This window comes from Ruegeria sp. BG11, from assembly GCF_056538565.1.
The window spans coordinates 85,508-105,392 of sequence record NZ_JBQFTH010000009.1; the positions used below are offsets into that span (position 1 = coordinate 85,508).

Here is a 19,885-nt window from a genome sequence, read left to right on the forward strand (position 1 = left end):
AGAGACAAGATATGCCAGTCAAAAACCGCTTTGCGGAACTGCAGGACGAGATCACAACGTGGCGACGTGACCTGCACGAAAACCCTGAAATCCTGTTTGAAACCCACCGCACTAGCGCTCTGGTCGCCGAAAAGCTGACGGAGTTCGGCTGCGATGAGGTTGTCACCGGCATTGGCCGCACCGGCGTTGTCGGTGTGATCAAGGGCAAGTCGGACAGCAATGGCAAGGTGATCGGTCTGCGCGCGGATATGGACGCTCTGCCGATCCTCGAGGCGACGGGGCTTGACTATGCTTCGAAAACGCCGGGGGCAATGCACGCCTGCGGCCATGATGGTCATACCGCGATGCTTCTTGGTGCAGCGAAGTACCTGTCGGAAACCCGCAATTTCGATGGCACCGTTGTCGTGATCTTCCAGCCCGCCGAAGAAGGCGGCGGCGGAGGTCGCGAGATGTGTGAAGACGGCATGATGGACCGCTGGAACATTCAGGAGGTCTACGGGATGCACAACTGGCCGGGCAAACCGGTTGGCAGCTTCTCGATCCGTCCGGGGTCGTTCTTCGCTGCCACGGACCAGTTCGACATCACGTTTGAAGGGCGCGGCGGTCATGCGGCGAAACCGCAGGAGACGGTCGATACCACCGTGATGACGGCGCAGGCGGTGCTGGCGCTGCAGACGATCGCCTCGCGCAATGCAGATCCGGTTGATCAAGTGGTTGTGTCGGTGACCTCGTTCGAGACCTCGTCGAAGGCCTTCAACGTGATCCCGCAATCAGTTCAGATCAAAGGCACGGTGCGCACCATGAGCAAGGAGATGCGTGATCTGGCCGAGAAGCGGATCAACGAGATCTGCAACGGCGTAGCGGCGACCTTTGGTGGCACAGCGGACGTCACCTATATTCGAGGCTATCCGGTCATGGTGAACAGCGACGAGCAGACCGAGTTTGCGGCTGACGTCGCACGATCGGTGTCTGGTGCTTGCGAAGAGGCCCCTCTGGTCATGGGCGGCGAGGATTTTGCTTTTATGCTGGAAGAGCGTCCTGGAGCTTATATTCTGGTGGGCAACGGCGATACGGCCATGGTTCATCACCCTGAGTACAATTTCAATGATGAGGCCATCCCTGCCGGGTGCAGCTGGTGGGCCGAGATTGTAGAACAGCGGATGCCTGCGGCCTGAATGACAGGGTGGGGGCTCTGCCCCCCACACCCCCGGGATATTTTCAGCCAGATGAAGAAGGATCCTTCGGCTCTAGGCCGAGTGTGGAGCAGAGCGTTTCGATCACGTTTTGCAGCGCGTCTTTTTGGGTTGCGACGCAGGTGCGGGCGGCGGAGCGGGCTTGGGTCAGGGCTGCGTCGTTGGACAGCCAGTTGTCGACGGCTTTCTCAAGATTTTTGGCGGTTTCAACCTGAACGGCCCCGCCGGTGTCGATAAGGGGTGCGAAGGTTTCAGCGAAGTTGAAGTAGCCCGGACCGGTCATGACGGCAGCCCCGGCTTGAGCTGGCTCGAACGGGTTGTGACCGCCGATCTCTCTCAAAGACCCGCCGAGAAAGACAATCGGGCAAAGCGCGTACCATGTGCCGGTTTCGCCAAGGGTATCGGCCACGTAGACCTGAGTCTCATTTGTAATAGGGTCGGTCTTGGTTCGGAAGGCCGATGTGAGTTTGGCTTTGGTCAGGAGGGTCGCGACCTCCTCGCGCCGTTCCGGGTGTCGCGGTATCAGCAGCAACAGCAAGTCTGGGTACTGCTTAAGCAAAGCTTTGTGGGCGGCCAGAACCGTTTCCTCTTCGCCTGCATGGGTAGAGCTGGCGATCCAGACGGGTCGATGGCCAATCTGGTTTTGGATATCCGTCAGCGTGGTTTGATCCACCGGCAATGGGTCGGACATCGCCTTGAGGTTGGTGCCGGGCTGAACGCGATCAGGGTCCGCCCCAATTGCGATCAGATTCGTGGCCGTTTTGTCATTCTGCGTGAGAAACAGCGCGAAATGGTCCAGGATGAAGCGCGCAGTTTCTGGGCGTTTTTGCCACCCCGCCACGGACTTGTCGGATAAACGTGCGTTCAGGAGACACAAAGGCGTGCCGCGTCCAGCCGTCTCGACGATCAGGCGGGGCCAGACTTCACTTTCTACGAAAATCGCAGCATCGGGTTCCCAGTGGTCCAGAAACCGCTGCACAGGTCCGGCGCTGTCCAAGGGTGGATACTGATGTCGGGTGCGAGGGGGTAGTCGCTTGGCAATCAGCGCGGCTGAGGTGGGCGTGCCGGAGGTGATTAGGAACTCGGCTTGAGGCAGGCGCTCGCCAAGCCGGTGGATCAGGCTGAGCACCGAGAGGCTTTCGCCGACGCTGGCTGCGTGAAACCAGATCAATTGTCCAGCAGGGCGGTCGAGGCTGGCATAGCCCAGTCGCTCCTGCTGGCGCTGGTTCGAGACTTCGGCCGCCTGCAGCTTTTTGCGCACGGTCCGCCAGGCCAAAGGCTGCACGAGAGAGGTGACGCCGCAGTACAGCTTGTACAGCAGCGTCGGACGAACGTCAGAGCCGGGCATGTCAGCCGCCTGTGTGGCTCATGTGGCGGCTCATCTGGCCATCGACGGCCTGACGGGAATAGTCGAAGTCATGGCCTTTGGGCTTGAGGTTGATCGCAGCGCGGATCGCCTCTTCCAAGGGTTTTTCCGTGTCCGGATGATCGCGCAGCGGGGCGCGTAGGTCGGCCATGTCTTCTTGACCCAGGCACATGTAAAGCTCACCGGTGCAGGTCAGGCGCACGCGGTTGCAGCTTTCGCAGAAATTATGTGACAGCGGGGTGATAAAGCCGATCTTCTGGCCAGTTTCTTCAAGCCGGACATAGCGCGCTGGACCTCCGGAGCGTTCGGCCAGATCGGTCACGCTATAGTGGTTTTCGTATTCCTTTCGCACATCCTTGAGCGACCAGTATTGATCTAGCCGGTCCTCATTGCCGATATCGCCCATCGGCATGACCTCGATCCAGGTCAGGTCCATGTCGCGTTCCGCGCACCATTCGGTGATCTGGGGCAATTCGGGTTCGTTGAAGCCTTTGAGGGCCACTGCGTTGATCTTGACCCGCAGGCCCGCCTTTTGTGCTGCATCAATCCCGTTCAGAACCTGTTTCAGACGTCCCCACCGCGTAACGGCTGCGAATTTATCCTCATCCAGCGTGTCCAGCGAGATATTCACCCGCCGCACACCCGCCGCGTAGAGGTCATCGGCAAATCGCGAAAGCTGCGAGCCATTGGTTGTAAGCGTCAGTTCTTTCAGCGCGCCGCTTTCCAGATGACGGGTCATGGAGTTGAAGAACGTCATGATATTGCGACGCACGAGCGGCTCACCACCGGTGATGCGCAGTTTCTCAACGCCCATATTCACGAAGGTGGAACACATGCGGTCCAGCTCTTCCAGCGTCAGTAGCTCTTTCTTGGGCAGAAAGGTCATGTTCTCGGACATGCAATAGACACAGCGAAAGTCGCAGCGATCGGTTACCGAGACGCGCAGATACGTGATGGCACGGGCGAAAGGATCAATAAGCGGAGCAGTCATGCGGTATAGGTAAAGCTGGAATAGGCCCGCGACAAGAGTGAACTGTGCTTTGGTCTGGTACAGCTGCCTGAGCGGTAGTAGGTTCGGGGTATGAGAGAACTGCTTGTGATATCCTGCGTTTTGCTGGTCGGGTGCGATACCGTGCGTTCGACAACGGATCGTTTGTTGGGGCGCGATGAGGCTGCTGAGGTAACACCTGCTGCTGTAGAGACCGCACCTACTGAGGCGGAAAGCTCAGCCTATATCCAGCCTGCAACCGCGACAGCGAACTGGACCGGCGCCAAGACCACCATTGCCGGGTTGGGCGATCCGTCGACTCCGGGCCGCTGGATGCAGACACCCTTGGTCGATTCCGAGGTGACCGCGCGGGTTGTTGTGCCGAAAACCGGCGCGCAGGCTTATATCACTCTGGTTCCGGCCTCGGGGCCCGAGACGGGTGGCAGCCGTTTGTCACTAGATGCCATGCGGGCGTTGCTGGTGCCGTTTGATCAGTTGGTCGAGGTCGAGGTCTACGCCAACTAACCCTTCAGGTATTTTCCGGCCTCGCGCCGGGCAAAGGGTTTCATCGCGTCGCCATGCGTTTCCAGAAAAGCCACGACCCTGTCGGGATCATGTTTAGAGAGCTCCCGCAACCACCATGCGATGGATTTCTGAATGAACCAGTTTCGATCGGGCACATAACCTGCCGCCCATCCGAGGATTCGATCACGGCGCGCCAGATCTTCTGGTTTGGGGTGGTTCTGCTTGGTCCAGGGTAGGGTCGAGACCAGAGCAGCGCGGCGGGTCCACATGTGGTCTGACCCGGTCCATGTTTCGACCTGATCCAGCCGCGCGGGATCGGCGCTCAGGCGTTTCTGCATGGCGGTGCAGGCGTGGTCGGCGATGGCCCAAGCGTCGAAATCGGGCACCCAGCTTTGCAACAAGGTCCAGACATCCTTATCCGGGCGAATCCGCGCTTGTGTCAGCAATTTGGAGGCCGCGACACGCGCCTCGTGGATGTTGGTCTGCCAGAGCGCATCCGCGAGGGTGACGCGCTCAGCAACCGACAAGTCCTTGCGCCAGGCTTTGGTCAGATCGTTGAGAACGGGGACGGCGACGCCCAGATAGGGACGCTCGGCCTTGTGATAGGCTGCGACTTGTTCCGCGCGCTCGGCATCGGCATGCGCCTTGATCTGATCCAGATAGGGGGCAAGCATAGTCTAGACCGGAACCCCGGTAGGTTTGCCGTCAATCGTCTGCTGGTTCTTCTCGACCCAATAGGCGCGGATATCGTCGTCTGATTTGCCGTCGACCCATTTTTGCATCGTGTCGCGATCCGACTGGAACTCCATGAACGGGACCGCATAGCCGCATGAGGTCTGCACCAGATCAATGCTGAGGTCGTAGATCTGCCGCGCGCTGCGGTGGTTGGGGAAGTGACCTTCCAGTTCGTCCCAGCCCTCATCCCCTGCATGCAGGGTGCGTGCGGTGCCATAGGTGCGCAGGATCAGCGGGCGGGTGGTGAAGGAGCACCACATCAGGGTCATGCGGTTGACCTCAAGCAGATGCCCGGCGGTCTCATTCCCACTGCCGGTCAGGTTCATCCAAACAATCCGGCTTGGCCCCAGAATACGCAGTGAATCCATGCCCTTGGGGGAGATATTGACCCGCCCCTCAACCCCGGCGCTGCCCACGAAAAACATGTGCTGGTCGGTGATGAATTTCTGATGCGCATCGTCCAGATGGGGGAATTGCTTGGCCATGTCTTACTCCACAGTCACAGATTTCGCGAGGTTGCGCGGCTGGTCCACATCCGTGCCTTTGGCGACAGCTGTGTGATAGGCTAGCAACTGCGCCGGAACCGAGTAGAGGATCGGGGTTAGGTTCGTGTGGATATGGGGCATGCGGATTGTGCTCCAGACATCATCCCCAGCCTCGGCAATGCCATCATCGTCCGAGACGAGGATCACCTTGCCCTTGCGCGCCATCACCTCTTGCATGTTCGAGACGGTCTTGTCGAAAACGGCGTCGCGCGGGGCCATGACCACCACGGGCATATGCTTGTCGATCAGCGCGATGGGGCCGTGTTTCAATTCGCCCGACGCGTAACCTTCGGCGTGGATGTAGCTGATTTCCTTCAGTTTCAGCGCGCCTTCCATCGCAAGCGGATACATCAGGCCACGGCCCAGGAACAGCACGTCACGCGCCTCGGACAGGCGTTGGGCGGATTTGCGGATGGCGCGGTTCTGATCCAAAGCGGCGTTCAGGACCGAGGGCAAGCCGCGCAGAGCGGCGGCGTGATCGGCCAGTTCCTCATCGCTCAGGGTTCCACGATCTGCCGCAGCTTTGAGCGCCAGCATCAGCAGCACGCTCAGCTGGCAGGTGAAGGCCTTGGTCGAGGCGACGCCGATCTCAACCCCAGCATGGATGGGCAGAGAGATATCGCTTTCCCGCGCAATCGAGCTTTCGGGGACATTAACAACCGAAACGATCTTGTCGGCCTTACCCTCGCAATAGCGCAGCGCGGCCAGCGTATCGGCGGTTTCGCCCGACTGGCTAACAAACAAGGCCATCGTGCGGTCAGTGATCGGAGGTTCGCGATAGCGGAACTCGCTGGCGATATCGACCTCGACCGGCATTTTCGCCAACTGCTCGAACCAGTATTTCGCTGTCAGGCAGGCATAGAAGGCCGTGCCGCAGGCGACCATGGTCAGGCGATCCAGCTTGGTGAAATCCAGATCGGTCTCGGGTAGAACCACGCGGTCTCCGCCGGTGGGCAGGTATGAGCGGATCGCCTCGGCCACGACCACCGGTTGCTCGGCGATTTCCTTGGCCATGAAGTGCTTGTGTTCGCCCTTGTCGGCGCGGGCCGTATCCAGCTTGATCTTGCGCATCTCGCGATTGGCCAGTTCACCGGCCTCGGTGCGGATTTCCAGCGAGGTGCGGGTCAGGACAGCGCGGTCGCCTTCCTCAAGATAGGTGATCTTGTTGGTCAGCGGAGCAAGAGCAATCGCGTCCGAACCCACATACATCTCACCCACTCCGTGGCCGATCGCCAGCGGAGAACCCTTGCGTGCGGCCACGATCAGGTCGTCCTGACCGTCGAACAGGAAGGCCAGCGCAAATGCGCCTTCCAGCTGGTCGATGGTCTTGAAGGCCGCTTCGACTGGGGACAGACCGGTATTCAGGTAGTGCGCGGCCATCAGGGCCACGGTTTCAGTGTCGGTCTCAGTCACGAAATCCACGCCGTGTCCGGCCAGTTCGGCACGCAGCTCGCGGTAATTCTCGACAATCCCGTTATGTACGACTGCAACAGGCCCGGCCTTGTGCGGATGCGCGTTGGTGACCGAGGGCGCGCCGTGCGTGGCCCAGCGGGTGTGCCCGATCCCGGATTTGCCGGGCAAAGGATCGTGGACCAGAAGGTCGCTCAAGTTCACCAGCTTGCCAACGGCCCGACGGCGTCCCAAAGCGCCATCGTTGACGGTCGCAATCCCGGCGCTGTCATAGCCGCGATATTCCAGCCGTTTCAGGGCTTCGACCAAAATGGGGGCGGCTTCATGCTGTCCCAGAACACCAACAATTCCACACATAAACTCAGGCCTCTTTATCGCGGCGAGCCTTTTTCGCCTTTAACATATCAAACAATTTGCGTGCGTAGCCGGGCTTGTTTTCCTGCTTGGCGCGCGCGACGGCCAGTGCCTCGGCGTCTACATCTTTGGTCACGACCGTACCGGTTGCCGTCATCGCGCCATCGCCTACGCTAACCGGGGCTACGAGCATGGTGTTGGAGCCAATAAAGACCCCCTCTCCAATCGTAGTTTTGTGCTTCATCACGCCGTCGTAGTTGCAGGTGATCGTGCCTGCCCCGATATTCGAACCCGCCCCGACCGAGGCATCCCCGATATAGCTGAGGTGATTGACCTTTGCGCCCTCGGCGATCTCGGCATTCTTGATCTCTACGAAATTGCCGATGCGCGCGTTTTCCGCCAGTTCCGAGCCGGGGCGCAAGCGGGCATAGGGGCCAATGATGGCGCCGCGGCTGACATGGCAGCCTTCCAGATGCGAAAACGCCCGGATCGTTGCGCCGCTTTCGACGGTCACGCCGGGACCGAAGACCACATTCGGTTCGATCACCGTATCGCGCCCGATGACTGTGTCGGCGGCAAGGTAGACCGTTTCCGGGGCCACAAGTGTGACCCCCAAATCCAGCAACTCGGCCCGTGCCTGCGCCTGAAACACCGCATCCGCCGCGGCCAGATCCGCGCGAGAGTTCACGCCCAGCGTCTGCGCCTCGTAACAGGCAACCGCTGTCACACTCAGATCGCGGGAGCGGGCGATTTCGACCACATCCGTCAGGTAGTATTCGCCCGAGGCGTTGTCGTTGCCGACCGCGTCAATCAGGGACATCAGCGTTGCCGCGTCGCAGGCTATCAGGCCCGAGTTGCAGAAGGTGATCGCGCGGTCTTCATCCGTGGCATCTTTGAACTCGACGATCCGCTCCAACGTGTCGCCGTTCATCACCAGGCGGCCATAACGAGCCGGGTCGGCGGCTTCAAAGCCTAGAATCACCAGATCATTTTGCGCGCGCGCTTCGATCATCCGCTCGAGCGTGTCAGGCTGAAGGAACGGTGTGTCGCCGTAAAGGACCACGACATCGCCATCAAACCCCTCCAACGCATCGCGGGCCTGCGCGACTGCGTGGGCGGTGCCCAGTTGCTCCTCTTGCACGGCGATCTGTGCGGTCTCATCCTCGGCCTGTGCGACCTTGGCGACGGCCTCGGCCCCGTGGCCTGTGACGATCACGGTGCGCTCGGGCGACAGCACCGAACCGGCGCGCATGGCGTGAACCAGCATCGGAACCTGAGCGATCGGGTGCAGGACTTTGGGGATGTCCGAATTCATCCTGGTGCCTTTCCCGGCGGCAAGGATGACAAGGGCAGTGGTCATGAAATCGTTTTCTCTTTGTGTTTTGTTGCCGTCCGTTTTATCCGCTGAGGGCAAAGGCGCAAGCCGTTCGGCCATCAAACTAGATTGCCGATTGCAACAGGACATGGCGGAAACCTGCCGAGCAAGGAGGCGCAATGCGCACGGTCATCTTCGATCTGGACGGCACTTTGGCGGATACATCGGGCGATTTGCTGGCTGCCGCAAACCATTGTTTTCGCGAGATGGGGCATGGCGATGTTATGGTTCACGGGCAGGATGCGGGCATCGCAGTGCGTGGCGGGCGTATGATGCTGACGCACGGATTGAAGCGCGTCGGGGCCTATGATGAAGGCACGGTTGATGCGTATTATCCGGTTTTGCTTGAAGCCTATGCGCAGGACATCGACACCCACACGCAGTTCTACCCCGGTGCTTTGGAGGCGGTCGAGGCCTTGAAAACCGCAGGCTATGGCGTTGGGATCTGCACCAACAAGCCTGAACGTCTGGCGCATCAATTGCTCAGCCAGATGGGTGTGCTGGATCACTTCGCCTCCTTGGTCGGCGCGGACACTCTAGCGGTGCGCAAACCCGACCCCGAGCCGCTGCGCGAGGCCGCGCGGCGTGCAGGTGGGCATCCAGACCTATGCGTTCTGATCGGGGATTCTGATACCGACCGCAATACCGCGAAAGCGGCCGGAGTACCTTCGGTTCTGGTCACGTTCGGTCCCTCAGGCGACGATATGGCCGCTTTGGAGCCTGAAGCCTTGCTGCATCATTTCAACGATCTGCCCGATCTTGTGGCCGAGTTGATCGGTGCGGCGGCTTGATCCCTTGACCCTGACCGGATGGAGCCCCAGAACTAGCCTATGACTGAGACATTCACTGGCAGCTTCACCCAGCAAGAACCCATCCCGGACGAGGCGGTAGAGGCCGCTCTGGCCGTTCTACGGCACGGACGTTTGCATCGCTACAACGTTGTGCCTGGCGAATTGGGCGAGACCGCGCTGCTGGAGCAGGAATTCGCGGCACAGACGGGGGCAAAATATTGTCTTGCCGTGTCGTCGGGTGGCTATGCTTTGGCGACTGCCTTGCGGGCCGTGGGTGTGCAGCCCGGCGAGCCGGTTTTGACCAACGCGTTCACACTGGCCCCTGTGCCGGGGGCGATTGCTTCGGTCGGGGCCAAACCGGTTTTTGTCGGCGTGACCGAAAACCTGACCATTGACCTGGAGGATCTGGAGGCCAAGCTGGATCAGGCGCGGGTTCTGATGCTCAGTCATATGCGTGGCCATCTGTGCGACATGGATCGGTTGATGCAGCTCTGCAATGTGGCGGGCGTTGTCGTGATCGAGGATTGCGCCCACACGATGGGGGCCGCGTGGCGCGGGCAGCTCTCTGGTCGGCAAGGGGCCGTTGGGTGTTATTCGTGCCAGACCTATAAGCATGTGAACTCGGGCGAGGGTGGTCTGCTGGTTACCGATGATGAGGAACTTGCGGCTAAAGCGACCATGCTATCGGGGTCCTACATGCTCTACGAGCGGCACTTGGCGGCACCGGGGCCAGAGGTGTTCGAGCGGATCAAATTCACTACACCGAACGTTTCGGGCCGTATGGATAACTTGCGCGCTGCGATTTTACGCCCTCAGCTACGGGATCTGGATCGGCAGGTTGGCCGGTGGAACGAACGGTATCAGACCATTGAAGACGGCCTGCGGGGAACGCCTGGCCTGACGATGGTCGAGCGTCCCGAAGCAGAGACCTATGTGGGATCGTCGATCCAGTTCCTGTTGCTCGATTGGCTGCCTGAAAGGATCGCCGAGGTGATCAACCGCTGTGCCAGCCGCGGGGTGGAGTTGAAATGGTTCGGCGGTGCCGAGCCCACCGGGTTTACCTCACGCTATGACAGTTGGCGCTATGCCGAAAGTGAGCGAATGCCTGCCTCGGACCGGGTTTTGGCTGGCATTATGGATATGCGCGTGCCCCTGACCTTTTCGCTGGAAGACTGCCAACTGATCGCCCGCATCATCCGGGCCGAGGTCGGAGCTGTCTACCAATCGTGATCCAATTGAGTGCGCCTGCAGCGCACGCTTGATTTTTTGGGAAACGCCGCCCCGGTTCGGGCGGCGTTTTGAGTTTTGGAATCGGGGCGCCCGGAATGATTGACCCGCCGCAGATTCGCTGGTATCCAGTTATTGAACACTTGTTCATTAATGCTGAGAGGAGAGCGTCAATGTTCATGGCGAGTATGCAATTCGATCTGGGCGAGGACGTGAATGCGCTGCGCGAGATGGTGCATCGTTGGGCGCAGGAGCGGGTCAAGCCCATGGCGGCTGAGGTCGATGCGTCGAACGCGTTCCCAAATGAGCTGTGGACCGAGATGGGCGCGCTTGGCCTTTTGGGCGTGACCGTACCCGAAGAATACGGTGGCGCTGGCATGTCTTATCTGGCGCATACTGTTGCGATTGAAGAGATCGCGCGGGCCTCGGCCTCGGTCTCGCTGTCCTATGGCGCGCATTCGAACCTCTGCGTTAACCAGATCAAGCTGAACGGCACGGAAGAGCAAAAGCAGAAATACCTGCCGCGCCTGATCTCGGGCGAGCATGTGGGTGCGTTGGCAATGTCCGAACCCTCGGCTGGATCGGATGTGGTGTCGATGAAGCTGCGCGCCGAGAAGCGCAATGATCATTACCGCCTGAGCGGGAACAAGTATTGGATCACCAATGGGCCGGATGCGGATACTCTGGTCGTCTATGCCAAGACCGACCCGGATGCGGGATCGAAAGGGATCACCGCGTTTCTGATCGAGAAAGAGATGACGGGATTCTCGACCTCACCCCATTTCGACAAGCTTGGGATGCGTGGGTCCAACACCGCAGAACTGATCTTTGAAGACGTAGAAGTACCGTTTGAGAATGTTCTGGGCGAAGAGGGCAAGGGTGTTGCCGTTCTGATGTCCGGGCTCGACTATGAACGTGTTGTGCTGGCCGGGATCGGAACCGGCATCATGGCCGCATGTCTGGATGAAATCATGCCCTATCTGGCCGAGCGCAAGCAGTTCGGCAAACCCATCGGCATGTTCCAACTGATGCAGGGCAAGATCGCAGATATGTACACTGCGATGAACTCGGCCCGTGCTTACGTGTATGAGGTCGCCAAGGCCTGCGACAGAGGGGACGTGACCCGTCAGGACGCTGCGGCGTGCTGCCTCTATGCCTCTGAGGCGGCGATGACGCAGGCGCATCAGGCCGTACAGGCGATGGGAGGGGCGGGGTTCTTGTCAGACGCTCCGGTCAGCCGGATCTTCCGGGATGCCAAGCTGATGGAGATCGGGGCCGGGACCAGCGAAATCCGCCGCATGCTGATCGGTCGTGAATTGATGGGCGAAATGCTGGGATAAGAAATCGCCCCGCAGCCGAGGGAACTGCGGGGCGTTTCGATCAAAGGATCAGAAGCGATGGACGTAGGATACGCCGACCAGCCAAGGATCGATTTCCGCGGTGCCGATATCGGCACCGTTCAGTTTGACGTCCGAGTCGATGTCAAACCAGCGCACGTTCAAACGGACAGCGCCTTGTTCAGTGATCTGATAGTCCAAACCAGCCTGAAGCGACAGACCGAACGAGTTGTCCAGTTCCAGGTCGCCCAGCGGAGAGCTTTCTTCAAAGAAGATAGTGTAGTTGAGGCCTGCGCCGACGTAGGGCTTCCACGCGCTGTTGGTCGGGAAGTGGTAGTTCAGCGACAAGGTGGGGGGCAGGTGCTTGGTGCTGCCAGCGTCGGTGCTGCCACCCAAGGTGATATCGTGTTCGAATGGCGTGGAGGCCAGCAATTCGATACCCAGGTTGTCCCGGATGAAGTATTCGACGGTAAAGATCGGACGGGTGTCGTCGTCGACCTCGGCGTCAAAACCGGCCAGCGTTCCGTTGTCAGATTTAGGGTCCAGGTAGCCGACACCGAAACCAACGGTCCAGTCACCTTGCGATTGGGCGAGTGCGGGGCCAGCCAGCGCGACCAGCGCGGTGGAGAGGGTCAAAGCGGCGAGTTTATTAGTCATTGTTCTGCCTTTGGTTCAGTTGATGACCGCTGTTTTGCACGGGCGCTGCCTGCACTCTCTGATCTGAGTCAAATTTGCGTGAGCGCACCCGGCAGGTGTGACATAACTGCAGACCCCGAAAACAAAGGAAAATTTTGATGTCAGGCGATCTGCGCATACCGGGTTTGCGCTCGGCGGGTGGCTGGGATGTTCCCGATCGGCTGAACATGGCACGCCAGTGTCTGAACCATCTGCCCGAACAGGTCGCCTTGGTCGATCTGACCGAGAGCGAGGAGCGGCCTGTAACTTACGGTCAGTTGCACGAGATGGCCGATGGGCTTGCGCGGGCGCTCTTGCCCAAGGTTCAGACCGGTGACCGGGTTGGTGTTTTGCTCAGCCAGTCTCCGTGGTGTGCGGCGGCGCATCTGGCGATCTGGAAGATCGGCGCGATCTCGGTGCCTCTGTTCAAGCTTTTCAAACAGGACGCGCTGCGCTCTCGCGTGGCGGATGCCGGGGCAGGGATCGTTCTGACGGATGCCGAGGGCGCGGTGCTGCTGGGTGATCTGGCCGAGCCTATAATCGCCGCTGAGCTCGCCCAACCCGGCCCAGAGCTGCCCTTTGCGGATACCGGCCCCGAAGACGCCGCCGTGCTGATCTATACTTCGGGCACAACCGGCAGCCCTAAGGGTGCTCTGCACGGGCACCGCGTGCTGACCGGCCATCTGCCCGGCGTTTCGATCAGCCATAACCACTTGCGCGCGGGGGATTGCCTCTGGACCCCGGCGGATTGGGCCTGGATCGGAGGGTTGTTCGATGTCCTGATGCCGGGCCTAGCGCTGGGCCTCCCCGTGGTGGCCTCACGGCTGGACAAATTCACCCCCGAGGCCTGTACCGATGTAATCGCGCGCGGCGGCGTGCGCAATGTGTTCTTCCCTCCGACCGCGCTGCGGATGCTGAAAGCGGCGGATCAGAGCATCCCCGGCCTGCGTTCGGTCGCGTCAGGGGGTGAGCCTCTGGGCGCCGAGATGCTGGCGTGGGGTCAACAGGCATTTGGCCTGACGATCAACGAGTTTTACGGCCAGACCGAATGCAACATGGTCGTCTCGTCCTGTGCCGAGGATTTCCCGGTGCGTCCCGGCTGTATCGGCAAACCGGTTCCGGGCCACGAGGTTGCGGTGATTGATGAGGACGGCACACCCACGACGGACGAGGGCAATGTGGCCATCCGACGTGGCTCGGCCTCGATGCTGCTGGAATATTGGAACCGGCCTGAGGCCACGGCTAAGAAATTCCGGGGGGATTGGCTGATCACCGGAGACCGAGGCGTCTGGGAGGGTGACTATCTGCGCTTCGTTGGTCGCGATGATGACGTGATTACCTCAGCCGGGTATCGCATCGGTCCGGCTGAGATCGAGGATTGTCTGCTGACCCACCCGGCGGTCGCAACGGTCGGCGTGGTCGGCAAGCCCGACCCGCTGCGGACAGAGATCGTGAAGGCCTATGTGGTGTTGAAACCGGGGGTCGAGGCCTCAGGGCCGGAGCTGCAGGACTGGGTCAAGGACCGTCTGGCGCAGTACTCCTATCCGCGCGAGGTGGCGTTTTTGGAGGAATTGCCGATGACTGTGACGGGAAAGGTGATCCGGAAGGAATTAAAGGCGCGGGCGGCAGGAGAGGTTTCCAGATGACACTCCCATTTGACTTCGCGCGTGATAACTCTGTCCCTCCGCAAGCGGTCGCTATCGAGTGCCCGAATTGTCAAAAACCTGCGCGTTTCGTTCCAGCAGAGTTAGAAGTCAGCATGAAGGGCTCAGTTGGAAAAGCGCTTGGAAAAGATGTCTTGATCGTGAAGGCAGATCGACCCAAACGAAACTATGCGAATTGGCATCGCGAACATTCACTGACTTTCATCGGCCTTGGCGGTTCAGACATTCATTCGTCGAGTGCGTTGTATCCGGTGGGCATGTATCGGCACGTTCTGAATTCACTTCATGGCACTTCAATATGCGGCCACTGCCATTCGCCCAGAAAAACCAAACTCAGTTGGCCTCGGGACGCCTTTTACCAACTGAGTTACTCCGGTCGGTTGCTTTGGTTTTACGACCGACAACACGTCGTGGCGATGCTTGAACTGCTGAGTGGAAAAACATCGGTAAACCACCCTTGGCGATATTGGTTCGACAGAAAGCTGCCGACGGTTTTCAAGACCGCCCGTGCCCGCCGACAATTGCCCGAGAAACTGAAGAGGATGCTGCGCGCATGAAACTCACATCCAAAGCCATGCCCGCCTCTGAGGGCTTCAAAGCCAACCGTACGGCCCATCTCGACGCGCTGGCGCAAATTTTGACCGCCGCAGAAGCCGCTCGAATGGGCGGTGGCGAGAAATCTCGTGCGCGGCACGTCTCTCGGGGTAAGATGCTGCCTCGGCGTAGGGTGGCGAACCTGCTAGACCCGGGGTCTCCCTTTTTGGAGATCGGCGCGACGGCGGCGCATGGGATGTATGGCGACGCCGCGCCCTGCGCCGGGGTCATCGCGGGCATTGGCCGGGTACAGGGGCGCGAGGTCATGGTGGTGTGCAACGACGCCACTGTGAAAGGCGGCACATATTATCCGCTGACGGTCAAGAAACACCTCCGCGCGCAGGAGATTGCCGAGGAGAACCACCTGCCCTGTATCTATCTGGTGGATAGCGGGGGTGCGAACCTGCCCAATCAGGATGAGGTCTTCCCAGACCGCGACCACTTTGGCCGTATCTTCTATAACCAAGCGCGGATGAGCGCGAAGGGCATCGCTCAGATCGCTGTGGTGATGGGCTCTTGTACGGCGGGTGGGGCCTATGTGCCCGCAATGTCGGACGTGACCATCATTGTGAAAGAACAAGGTACGATCTTTCTGGCCGGGCCGCCTCTGGTCAAGGCCGCGACTGGCGAGGTTGTGAGTTCCGAAGATCTGGGCGGCGGCGATGTCCATACGCGCCTGTCCGGCGTGGCGGATTATCTGGCCGAGGATGACGCCCACGCGCTGGCTTTGGCGCGTCGGGCCGTCGGCTCGCTGAACTTACGCACGCTGCAGACGGTCGATTGGGCCAGCCCTGAAGACCCTGCTTATGACCCCGAGGAGATCCTCGGCGTTGTTCCTGCTGATCTGCGCACCCCCTACGACATCCGAGAGGTGATCGCGCGTCTGGTCGATGGCTCTCGGTTCGATGAGTTCAAGCCGCGCTTTGGCGAGACACTGGTAACTGGCTTTGCCCATGTCAAAGGCTGCCCTGTGGGCATCATCGCCAACAATGGCGTGCTGTTTTCCGAGGCCGCGCAGAAGGGCGCGCATTTTGTTGAGCTATGTTCTCAGCGTCGTATCCCGCTGGTGTTCCTGCAGAATATCACCGGCTTTATGGTCGGTCGCAAATACGAGAACGAAGGCATCGCGCGGCATGGGGCCAAGATGGTGACGGCGGTGGCGACAACCTCGGTGCCGAAGATCACGATGCTTGTCGGAGGGTCCTTCGGGGCCGGGAACTATGGCATGGCCGGTCGCGCCTATCAGCCTCGGTTCCTGTGGACTTGGCCGAACTCAAGGATTTCCGTGATGGGCGGAGAGCAGGCGGCGGGCGTTCTGGCCACGGTCAAACGTGACGGGATCGAGCGGCAAGGCGGGACGTGGTCGGCCGAGGAGGAGGCCGAATTCAAACGCCCGACCTTGGATATGTTCGAGGAGCAGTCCCATCCGCTCTATGCCTCGGCTCGGTTATGGGATGACGGGATCATCGACCCGCGCAAATCGCGCGATGTCCTGGCATTGTCGTTGAGCGCCGCTCTGAACGCCCCGATCGAGGAAACACGTTTCGGCGTGTTCAGGATGTGACCATGGACCTGAAGAAAAAACTTTGGGACACAATCCCGGAACTCAAAATCCCTGATTTGACCACACGGGCCGAAATCTCGGTCTATTTGGTCCACAACTCTCGGGATCCTGAGGACTATTTTTTCTTGTTTGATTTTGAGGAGTTCGTAGATCGGTCAAATGGCGGCTACTTCGTGCGCCCAGTCATTCGGATTTTAGCAGGTCGAGATGACTTTAGCCGGACACGATTTGCACGTGAGTTTCGTGTGGTATTTGCACGCGAATTCGATCGGATGCGTGCTGAACTCGCGGCAAAGAAGGGAAAACGGGGCTGGCTGAGCTGGAGCTTTGGTCTGAATTCGGCAGTCGATATTGTTGGCGGGCTGGTCGGAAACCTCGTTTTGGCGGCAGCAATGTCCGTGGGCAAAAGAGTCTTAGGTGACATATCGCTTCCGCGTATCTTGTCGGGGAAAAGCGATGAAGCAAAGTTGGCCGACGAAATTGACCGTACCAAAGTTAAAGTAGAACGGGCATTGGCCGAGATTGAAATCACAATTCATCCCGAGCTCTACTATCACGCCTATCGTGATGGTCATCTTGGTAAAATCAGCGGAATGGACCGCGATGCGTGGCCGCTGCCTGATTATGTCAGGGCGCATCTGCAAGACGAAAAAAGCGGTTCTTGGTGGTAGGGGCTCCCAGATGTTCAACAAAATCCTAATCGCAAACCGAGGCGAGATCGCCTGTCGCGTTGTCGAAACCGCTCAGAAAATGGGTGTGTCCTGTGTGGCTGTCTATTCGGATGCGGATGCTTCGGCGAAGCATGTGCAGATGGCGGATGAGGCGGTGCATATTGGCGGGGCGGCACCGTCCGAGAGCTATCTGAAGGGGGATGCAATCATCCAGGCGGCGCTCGAGACCGGGGCGCAGGCGATCCATCCCGGCTATGGGTTTCTGTCCGAGAACCCCGATTTTGTGGATGCAGTTGAAGCCGCAGGGCTGACGTTCATTGGTCCATCGGCGGATGCGATCCGTAAGATGGGTCTCAAGGATGCGGCCAAGGCTTTGATGGAGGAGGCAGGCGTGCCCGTTGTGCCCGGATATCACGGTGACAATCAGGATCCCGCTATTCTGGCCGAGGCAGCCGCGGCCATTGGCTATCCCGTGCTGATCAAGGCGGTTGCAGGCGGCGGCGGCAAAGGTATGCGGTTGGTTGAGACACCCGAAGCGTTCTCGGACGCCTTGGACAGCGCGCGCGGTGAGGCTAAGACGGCCTTTGGCAATGACGCAGTTTTGGTCGAGAAATTTGTCTCCAAGCCTCGACATATCGAGGTTCAGGTTTTCGGCGATGGTACCCATGCGGTACATCTGTTTGAACGCGACTGCTCGCTTCAGCGGCGACATCAGAAGGTGATCGAAGAGGCGCCGGCCCCCGGTATGACGGCTGAGATGCGCGAGGCGATGGGGCAGGCCGGTGTGCGTGCGGCGGAGGCAATCGGCTACAAAGGTGCCGGGACGGTTGAGTTCATTGTCGACGCGTCCGAAGGGCTGCGGCCGGATCGCTTCTGGTTCATGGAGATGAACACGCGCCTGCAGGTTGAACATCCGGTGACTGAGGCGATTACGGGCGTTGATCTGGTCGAATGGCAGTTACGCGTTGCAGCGGGTGAAAGCTTGCCGAGGCAGCAGAGCGACCTGTCGATCAATGGTCACGCGTTTGAGGCGCGGCTTTATGCCGAGGATGTGCCCAAGGGCTTTTTGCCCGCGACGGGGACTCTGACCCATCTGCTGTTTCCGCCTGAGTGCCGCGCGGATAGTGGCGTGCGGGCGGGGGACACGATCAGCCCCTGGTATGATCCGATGATCGCCAAGGTCGTGGTGCATGGTCCGACCCGCGCGGTCGCGCTTGAGAGCCTGCATCGCGCCCTGCGCCAGACCGAGGTTGCAGGGACGGTGACCAATCTGGCCTTCCTTGGCGCTCTGACACGCCATGGTGGGTTTGCCTCGGGCGATGTGGATACGGGTTTGATAGCGCGTGACCTTGAGGATCTGGTCCAGTCATCGGATGCGAGCAATGTCTCGGTTGTGGCCGCGGCGATAACAGCGCTGGGTTTGACGGAGACAACGTCAGAGACTGGCTTCACCCTGTGGGGGCCGTTGCACCGGGCCGTGCAGCTGATGCGCGACGGTGAGGTCCTTGATCTGGATGTTCAGGTCGAAAGCCCGCACCGGCAGCTCTGGACGGTGAATGGCGCGCAGGTGATTGCGCAGCACAATGGTGGTTGGGTCATTGATGGACAGCGCATGCCCCATGTCGCCGTCGCTGGGCCTCAGATCACGGTGTTTGAAGACTATGGGCAGGCGTTTGAAATCGTCGACCCCTTGGATCGCGATGCCAGCGCTGCAGGAGATACCAACGTGATCGAGGCGCCGATGCCGGGTCTGGTCAAGGCCGTCTTTGCCTTGGCAGGGCAGGCGGTGAAAGAGGGCGATCGGCTGGCGATTCTGGAAGCCATGAAGATGGAGCATTCTCTGCTCGCCGCCCGAGACGGTGTGGTGGCCGAGGTGTTGGCAGACGCAGGTGCGCAGGTTGAGGCCGGGGCGGCACTGGTTCGTTTGGCCGAGGATTGATCTGTTCGGGCCATGCATTGCGTGGCACAGTCGGGCTATCCGAATGTAAAACGAAAAGAAGCCGGGGAGGGATGCGCTGATGAAAGAACAGGTCGAGATATTCGAGGTCGGGCCAAGGGACGGGCTTCAGAACGAACAGCGCCAGATTCCGGTGGCAGAAAAGGTGGCGCTGGTCGATTGCCTGAGCCGCGCCGGGTTCAATCGAATTGAGGTGGCCAGTTTCGTATCTCCCAAATGGGTACCGCAGATGGCAGGAAGCGGCGCGGTCCTGGCTGGGATCAAACGGGCCGAGGGCGTGCGCTATGCGGCGCTGACGCCGAACATGCGCGGCTATGAAGACTCGCTGGCGGCCAAAGCGGATGAGATCGCGGTATTTGCATCAGCCTCCGAGGGGTTCTCGAAAGCCAACATCAACGCGACCATCGCGGAATCCATTGAACGGTTCGTGCCGATCCTTGAGGCCGCGCGCCATATTGACCTGCCCGTCCGGGGTTATGTCTCATGCGTGACCGATTGCCCATATGATGGTCCGACCCCAACCGAAAAAGTGGCTGAGGTCGCGGACGCTCTGTTCGCGCATGGGTGTTATGAGATTTCGCTTGGCGACACGATCGGGCAGGGAACTCCGGACAAGATTGCGCATATGCTGCTGGCGGTGCGCGACAGGGTGCCCGTTACCCGGCTTGCGGGCCATTTCCACAACACCAACGGGCGGGCGATGGACAATATTGATGCTTCGCTGGCGCTGGGCGTGCGGGTGTTTGACGCTGCGGTCGGGGGCTTGGGTGGATGCCCTTATGCACCCGGCGCGGCGGGCAATGTCGCGACCGAAGCAGTTGCCGCCCATCTGGAGCGGCTGGGATATGAGACCGGTCTGGACGCATCGGTTCTGGACGAAGCCGCGCAGATGGCGCAGGCAATGAGAGGCTGAT

The 19,885-nt window shown here is 60.0% G+C and carries 18 protein-coding genes; 11 read left to right on the forward strand and 7 right to left on the reverse strand.

What is annotated here, in order from left to right:
• Window positions 1–11: 11 nt before the first annotated feature.
• A complete protein-coding gene (locus tag ACR0JF_RS15315) occupies window positions 12–1,175 on the forward strand; it encodes a M20 aminoacylase family protein (RefSeq protein ID WP_170660686.1) in 1,164 nt (387 codons plus the stop codon).
• Window positions 1,176–1,218: 43 nt separating this feature from the next.
• Here ACR0JF_RS15315 and ACR0JF_RS15320 read toward each other — a convergent pair whose 3' ends face one another.
• Window positions 1,219–2,541: a 3-deoxy-D-manno-octulosonic acid transferase gene (locus ACR0JF_RS15320; RefSeq protein ID WP_170660687.1), complete on the reverse strand. Its 1,323-nt coding sequence runs from the start codon at window positions 2,539–2,541 to the stop codon at window positions 1,219–1,221.
• Window position 2,542: 1 nt separating this feature from the next.
• Complete coding sequence (moaA, locus tag ACR0JF_RS15325; protein ID WP_170637112.1) at window positions 2,543–3,550, reverse strand: GTP 3',8-cyclase MoaA; 1,008 nt, start codon at window positions 3,548–3,550, stop codon at window positions 2,543–2,545.
• 90 nt (window positions 3,551–3,640) lie between these two features.
• Here moaA and ACR0JF_RS15330 point away from each other — a divergent pair, with 90 nt between their 5' ends.
• Complete coding sequence (locus ACR0JF_RS15330) at window positions 3,641–4,072, forward strand: hypothetical protein (RefSeq protein ID WP_170637110.1); 432 nt, start codon at window positions 3,641–3,643, stop codon at window positions 4,070–4,072.
• Here the strand turns inward: ACR0JF_RS15330 and ACR0JF_RS15335 are convergent.
• Genes ACR0JF_RS15335 through glmU form a run of 4 tightly spaced genes read right to left on the reverse strand, consistent with a single transcriptional unit; the run spans window position 4,069 to window position 8,476 of the window.
• Window positions 4,069–4,746, reverse strand: a complete 678-nt coding sequence (locus tag ACR0JF_RS15335) for a DNA alkylation repair protein (protein WP_170660688.1) — start codon at window positions 4,744–4,746, stop codon at window positions 4,069–4,071. The genes ACR0JF_RS15330 and ACR0JF_RS15335 overlap by 4 nt on opposite strands.
• A 3-nt stretch (window positions 4,747–4,749) precedes the next feature.
• Window positions 4,750–5,292 carry a pyridoxamine 5'-phosphate oxidase family protein gene (locus ACR0JF_RS15340; protein ID WP_170660689.1) on the reverse strand — a complete coding sequence of 181 codons (543 nt, stop codon included), beginning with the start codon at window positions 5,290–5,292 and terminating at the stop codon, window positions 4,750–4,752.
• 3 nt (window positions 5,293–5,295) lie between these two features.
• The gene (glmS, locus tag ACR0JF_RS15345) at window positions 5,296–7,119 is read right to left on the reverse strand and encodes a glutamine--fructose-6-phosphate transaminase (isomerizing) (protein WP_170660690.1); all 1,824 of its coding nucleotides are present in this window, start codon (window positions 7,117–7,119) and stop codon (window positions 5,296–5,298) included.
• A gap of 4 nt (window positions 7,120–7,123) precedes the next feature.
• Window positions 7,124–8,476 carry a bifunctional UDP-N-acetylglucosamine diphosphorylase/glucosamine-1-phosphate N-acetyltransferase GlmU gene (gene glmU / locus ACR0JF_RS15350; protein ID WP_170660691.1) on the reverse strand — a complete coding sequence of 451 codons (1,353 nt, stop codon included), beginning with the start codon at window positions 8,474–8,476 and terminating at the stop codon, window positions 7,124–7,126.
• 134 nt (window positions 8,477–8,610) lie between these two features.
• On the opposite strand from glmU, the gene ACR0JF_RS15355 reads away from it, so the two are divergent.
• The 3 genes from ACR0JF_RS15355 to ACR0JF_RS15365 all read left to right on the forward strand — a co-directional run bounded on the left by ACR0JF_RS15355 (window position 8,611) and on the right by ACR0JF_RS15365 (window position 11,849).
• Window positions 8,611–9,282 carry an HAD-IA family hydrolase gene (locus ACR0JF_RS15355; protein WP_170660692.1) on the forward strand — a complete coding sequence of 224 codons (672 nt, stop codon included), beginning with the start codon at window positions 8,611–8,613 and terminating at the stop codon, window positions 9,280–9,282.
• 39 nt (window positions 9,283–9,321) lie between these two features.
• Window positions 9,322–10,512 carry an aminotransferase class I/II-fold pyridoxal phosphate-dependent enzyme gene (locus tag ACR0JF_RS15360; protein WP_170660693.1) on the forward strand — a complete coding sequence of 397 codons (1,191 nt, stop codon included), beginning with the start codon at window positions 9,322–9,324 and terminating at the stop codon, window positions 10,510–10,512.
• 170 nt (window positions 10,513–10,682) lie between these two features.
• Window positions 10,683–11,849, forward strand: a complete 1,167-nt coding sequence (locus ACR0JF_RS15365; RefSeq protein WP_170660694.1) for an isovaleryl-CoA dehydrogenase — start codon at window positions 10,683–10,685, stop codon at window positions 11,847–11,849.
• A 48-nt stretch (window positions 11,850–11,897) separates the two neighbouring features.
• On the opposite strand, the gene ACR0JF_RS15370 is transcribed toward ACR0JF_RS15365, so the two are convergent.
• Entirely contained in the window at window positions 11,898–12,503 is a 606-nt protein-coding gene (locus ACR0JF_RS15370; RefSeq protein ID WP_170375109.1) for an OmpW/AlkL family protein, read from the reverse strand.
• Window positions 12,504–12,640: 137 nt separating this feature from the next.
• On the opposite strand from ACR0JF_RS15370, the gene ACR0JF_RS15375 reads away from it, so the two are divergent.
• From ACR0JF_RS15375 to ACR0JF_RS15400, 6 genes are all read left to right on the forward strand, one after another.
• The gene (locus tag ACR0JF_RS15375) at window positions 12,641–14,167 is read left to right on the forward strand and encodes an AMP-binding protein (protein ID WP_170660695.1); all 1,527 of its coding nucleotides are present in this window, start codon (window positions 12,641–12,643) and stop codon (window positions 14,165–14,167) included.
• The gene (locus ACR0JF_RS15380; protein WP_170660696.1) at window positions 14,164–14,742 is read left to right on the forward strand and encodes a hypothetical protein; all 579 of its coding nucleotides are present in this window, start codon (window positions 14,164–14,166) and stop codon (window positions 14,740–14,742) included. The genes ACR0JF_RS15375 and ACR0JF_RS15380 overlap by 4 nt, the downstream gene beginning before the upstream one ends.
• Window positions 14,739–16,343, forward strand: coding sequence for a carboxyl transferase domain-containing protein (locus ACR0JF_RS15385; RefSeq protein WP_170660697.1), 1,605 nt, complete (start codon window positions 14,739–14,741; stop codon window positions 16,341–16,343). The genes ACR0JF_RS15380 and ACR0JF_RS15385 overlap by 4 nt, the downstream gene beginning before the upstream one ends.
• A gap of 2 nt (window positions 16,344–16,345) precedes the next feature.
• Window positions 16,346–17,014 (forward strand): hypothetical protein, encoded by a 669-nt coding sequence (locus ACR0JF_RS15390; protein WP_170642998.1) that lies wholly within the window; start codon window positions 16,346–16,348, stop codon window positions 17,012–17,014.
• A gap of 10 nt (window positions 17,015–17,024) precedes the next feature.
• The gene (locus tag ACR0JF_RS15395) at window positions 17,025–18,953 is read left to right on the forward strand and encodes an acetyl-CoA carboxylase biotin carboxylase subunit (RefSeq protein ID WP_170660698.1); all 1,929 of its coding nucleotides are present in this window, start codon (window positions 17,025–17,027) and stop codon (window positions 18,951–18,953) included.
• Between the two features lie 79 nt (window positions 18,954–19,032).
• Complete coding sequence (locus tag ACR0JF_RS15400; protein ID WP_170660699.1) at window positions 19,033–19,884, forward strand: hydroxymethylglutaryl-CoA lyase; 852 nt, start codon at window positions 19,033–19,035, stop codon at window positions 19,882–19,884.
• Window position 19,885: the final 1 nt, after the last annotated feature.

What these genes read in the sequence shown, in the direction of transcription:
- ACR0JF_RS15390 (WP_170642998.1), top strand. Translation starts at nt 16,346, where the DNA reads ATGGACCTGAAGAAAAAACTTTGGGACACAATCCCGGAACTCAAAATC.
- ACR0JF_RS15380 (WP_170660696.1), top strand. Translation starts at nt 14,164, where the DNA reads ATGACACTCCCATTTGACTTCGCGCGTGATAACTCTGTCCCTCCGCAA.
- ACR0JF_RS15340 (WP_170660689.1), bottom strand. Translation starts at nt 5,292, where the DNA reads ATGGCCAAGCAATTCCCCCATCTGGACGATGCGCATCAGAAATTCATC.
- ACR0JF_RS15385 (WP_170660697.1), top strand. Translation starts at nt 14,739, where the DNA reads ATGAAACTCACATCCAAAGCCATGCCCGCCTCTGAGGGCTTCAAAGCC.
- ACR0JF_RS15400 (WP_170660699.1), top strand. Translation starts at nt 19,033, where the DNA reads ATGAAAGAACAGGTCGAGATATTCGAGGTCGGGCCAAGGGACGGGCTT.
- ACR0JF_RS15395 (WP_170660698.1), top strand. Translation starts at nt 17,025, where the DNA reads ATGTTCAACAAAATCCTAATCGCAAACCGAGGCGAGATCGCCTGTCGC.
- ACR0JF_RS15315 (WP_170660686.1), top strand. Translation starts at nt 12, where the DNA reads ATGCCAGTCAAAAACCGCTTTGCGGAACTGCAGGACGAGATCACAACG.
- ACR0JF_RS15365 (WP_170660694.1), top strand. Translation starts at nt 10,683, where the DNA reads ATGTTCATGGCGAGTATGCAATTCGATCTGGGCGAGGACGTGAATGCG.
- ACR0JF_RS15335 (WP_170660688.1), bottom strand. Translation starts at nt 4,746, where the DNA reads ATGCTTGCCCCCTATCTGGATCAGATCAAGGCGCATGCCGATGCCGAG.
- ACR0JF_RS15360 (WP_170660693.1), top strand. Translation starts at nt 9,322, where the DNA reads ATGACTGAGACATTCACTGGCAGCTTCACCCAGCAAGAACCCATCCCG.
- ACR0JF_RS15375 (WP_170660695.1), top strand. Translation starts at nt 12,641, where the DNA reads ATGTCAGGCGATCTGCGCATACCGGGTTTGCGCTCGGCGGGTGGCTGG.
- moaA (WP_170637112.1), bottom strand. Translation starts at nt 3,550, where the DNA reads ATGACTGCTCCGCTTATTGATCCTTTCGCCCGTGCCATCACGTATCTG.
- glmU (WP_170660691.1), bottom strand. Translation starts at nt 8,476, where the DNA reads ATGACCACTGCCCTTGTCATCCTTGCCGCCGGGAAAGGCACCAGGATG.
- ACR0JF_RS15370 (WP_170375109.1), bottom strand. Translation starts at nt 12,503, where the DNA reads ATGACTAATAAACTCGCCGCTTTGACCCTCTCCACCGCGCTGGTCGCG.
- ACR0JF_RS15355 (WP_170660692.1), top strand. Translation starts at nt 8,611, where the DNA reads ATGCGCACGGTCATCTTCGATCTGGACGGCACTTTGGCGGATACATCG.
- ACR0JF_RS15320 (WP_170660687.1), bottom strand. Translation starts at nt 2,541, where the DNA reads ATGCCCGGCTCTGACGTTCGTCCGACGCTGCTGTACAAGCTGTACTGC.
- ACR0JF_RS15330 (WP_170637110.1), top strand. Translation starts at nt 3,641, where the DNA reads ATGAGAGAACTGCTTGTGATATCCTGCGTTTTGCTGGTCGGGTGCGAT.
- glmS (WP_170660690.1), bottom strand. Translation starts at nt 7,119, where the DNA reads ATGTGTGGAATTGTTGGTGTTCTGGGACAGCATGAAGCCGCCCCCATT.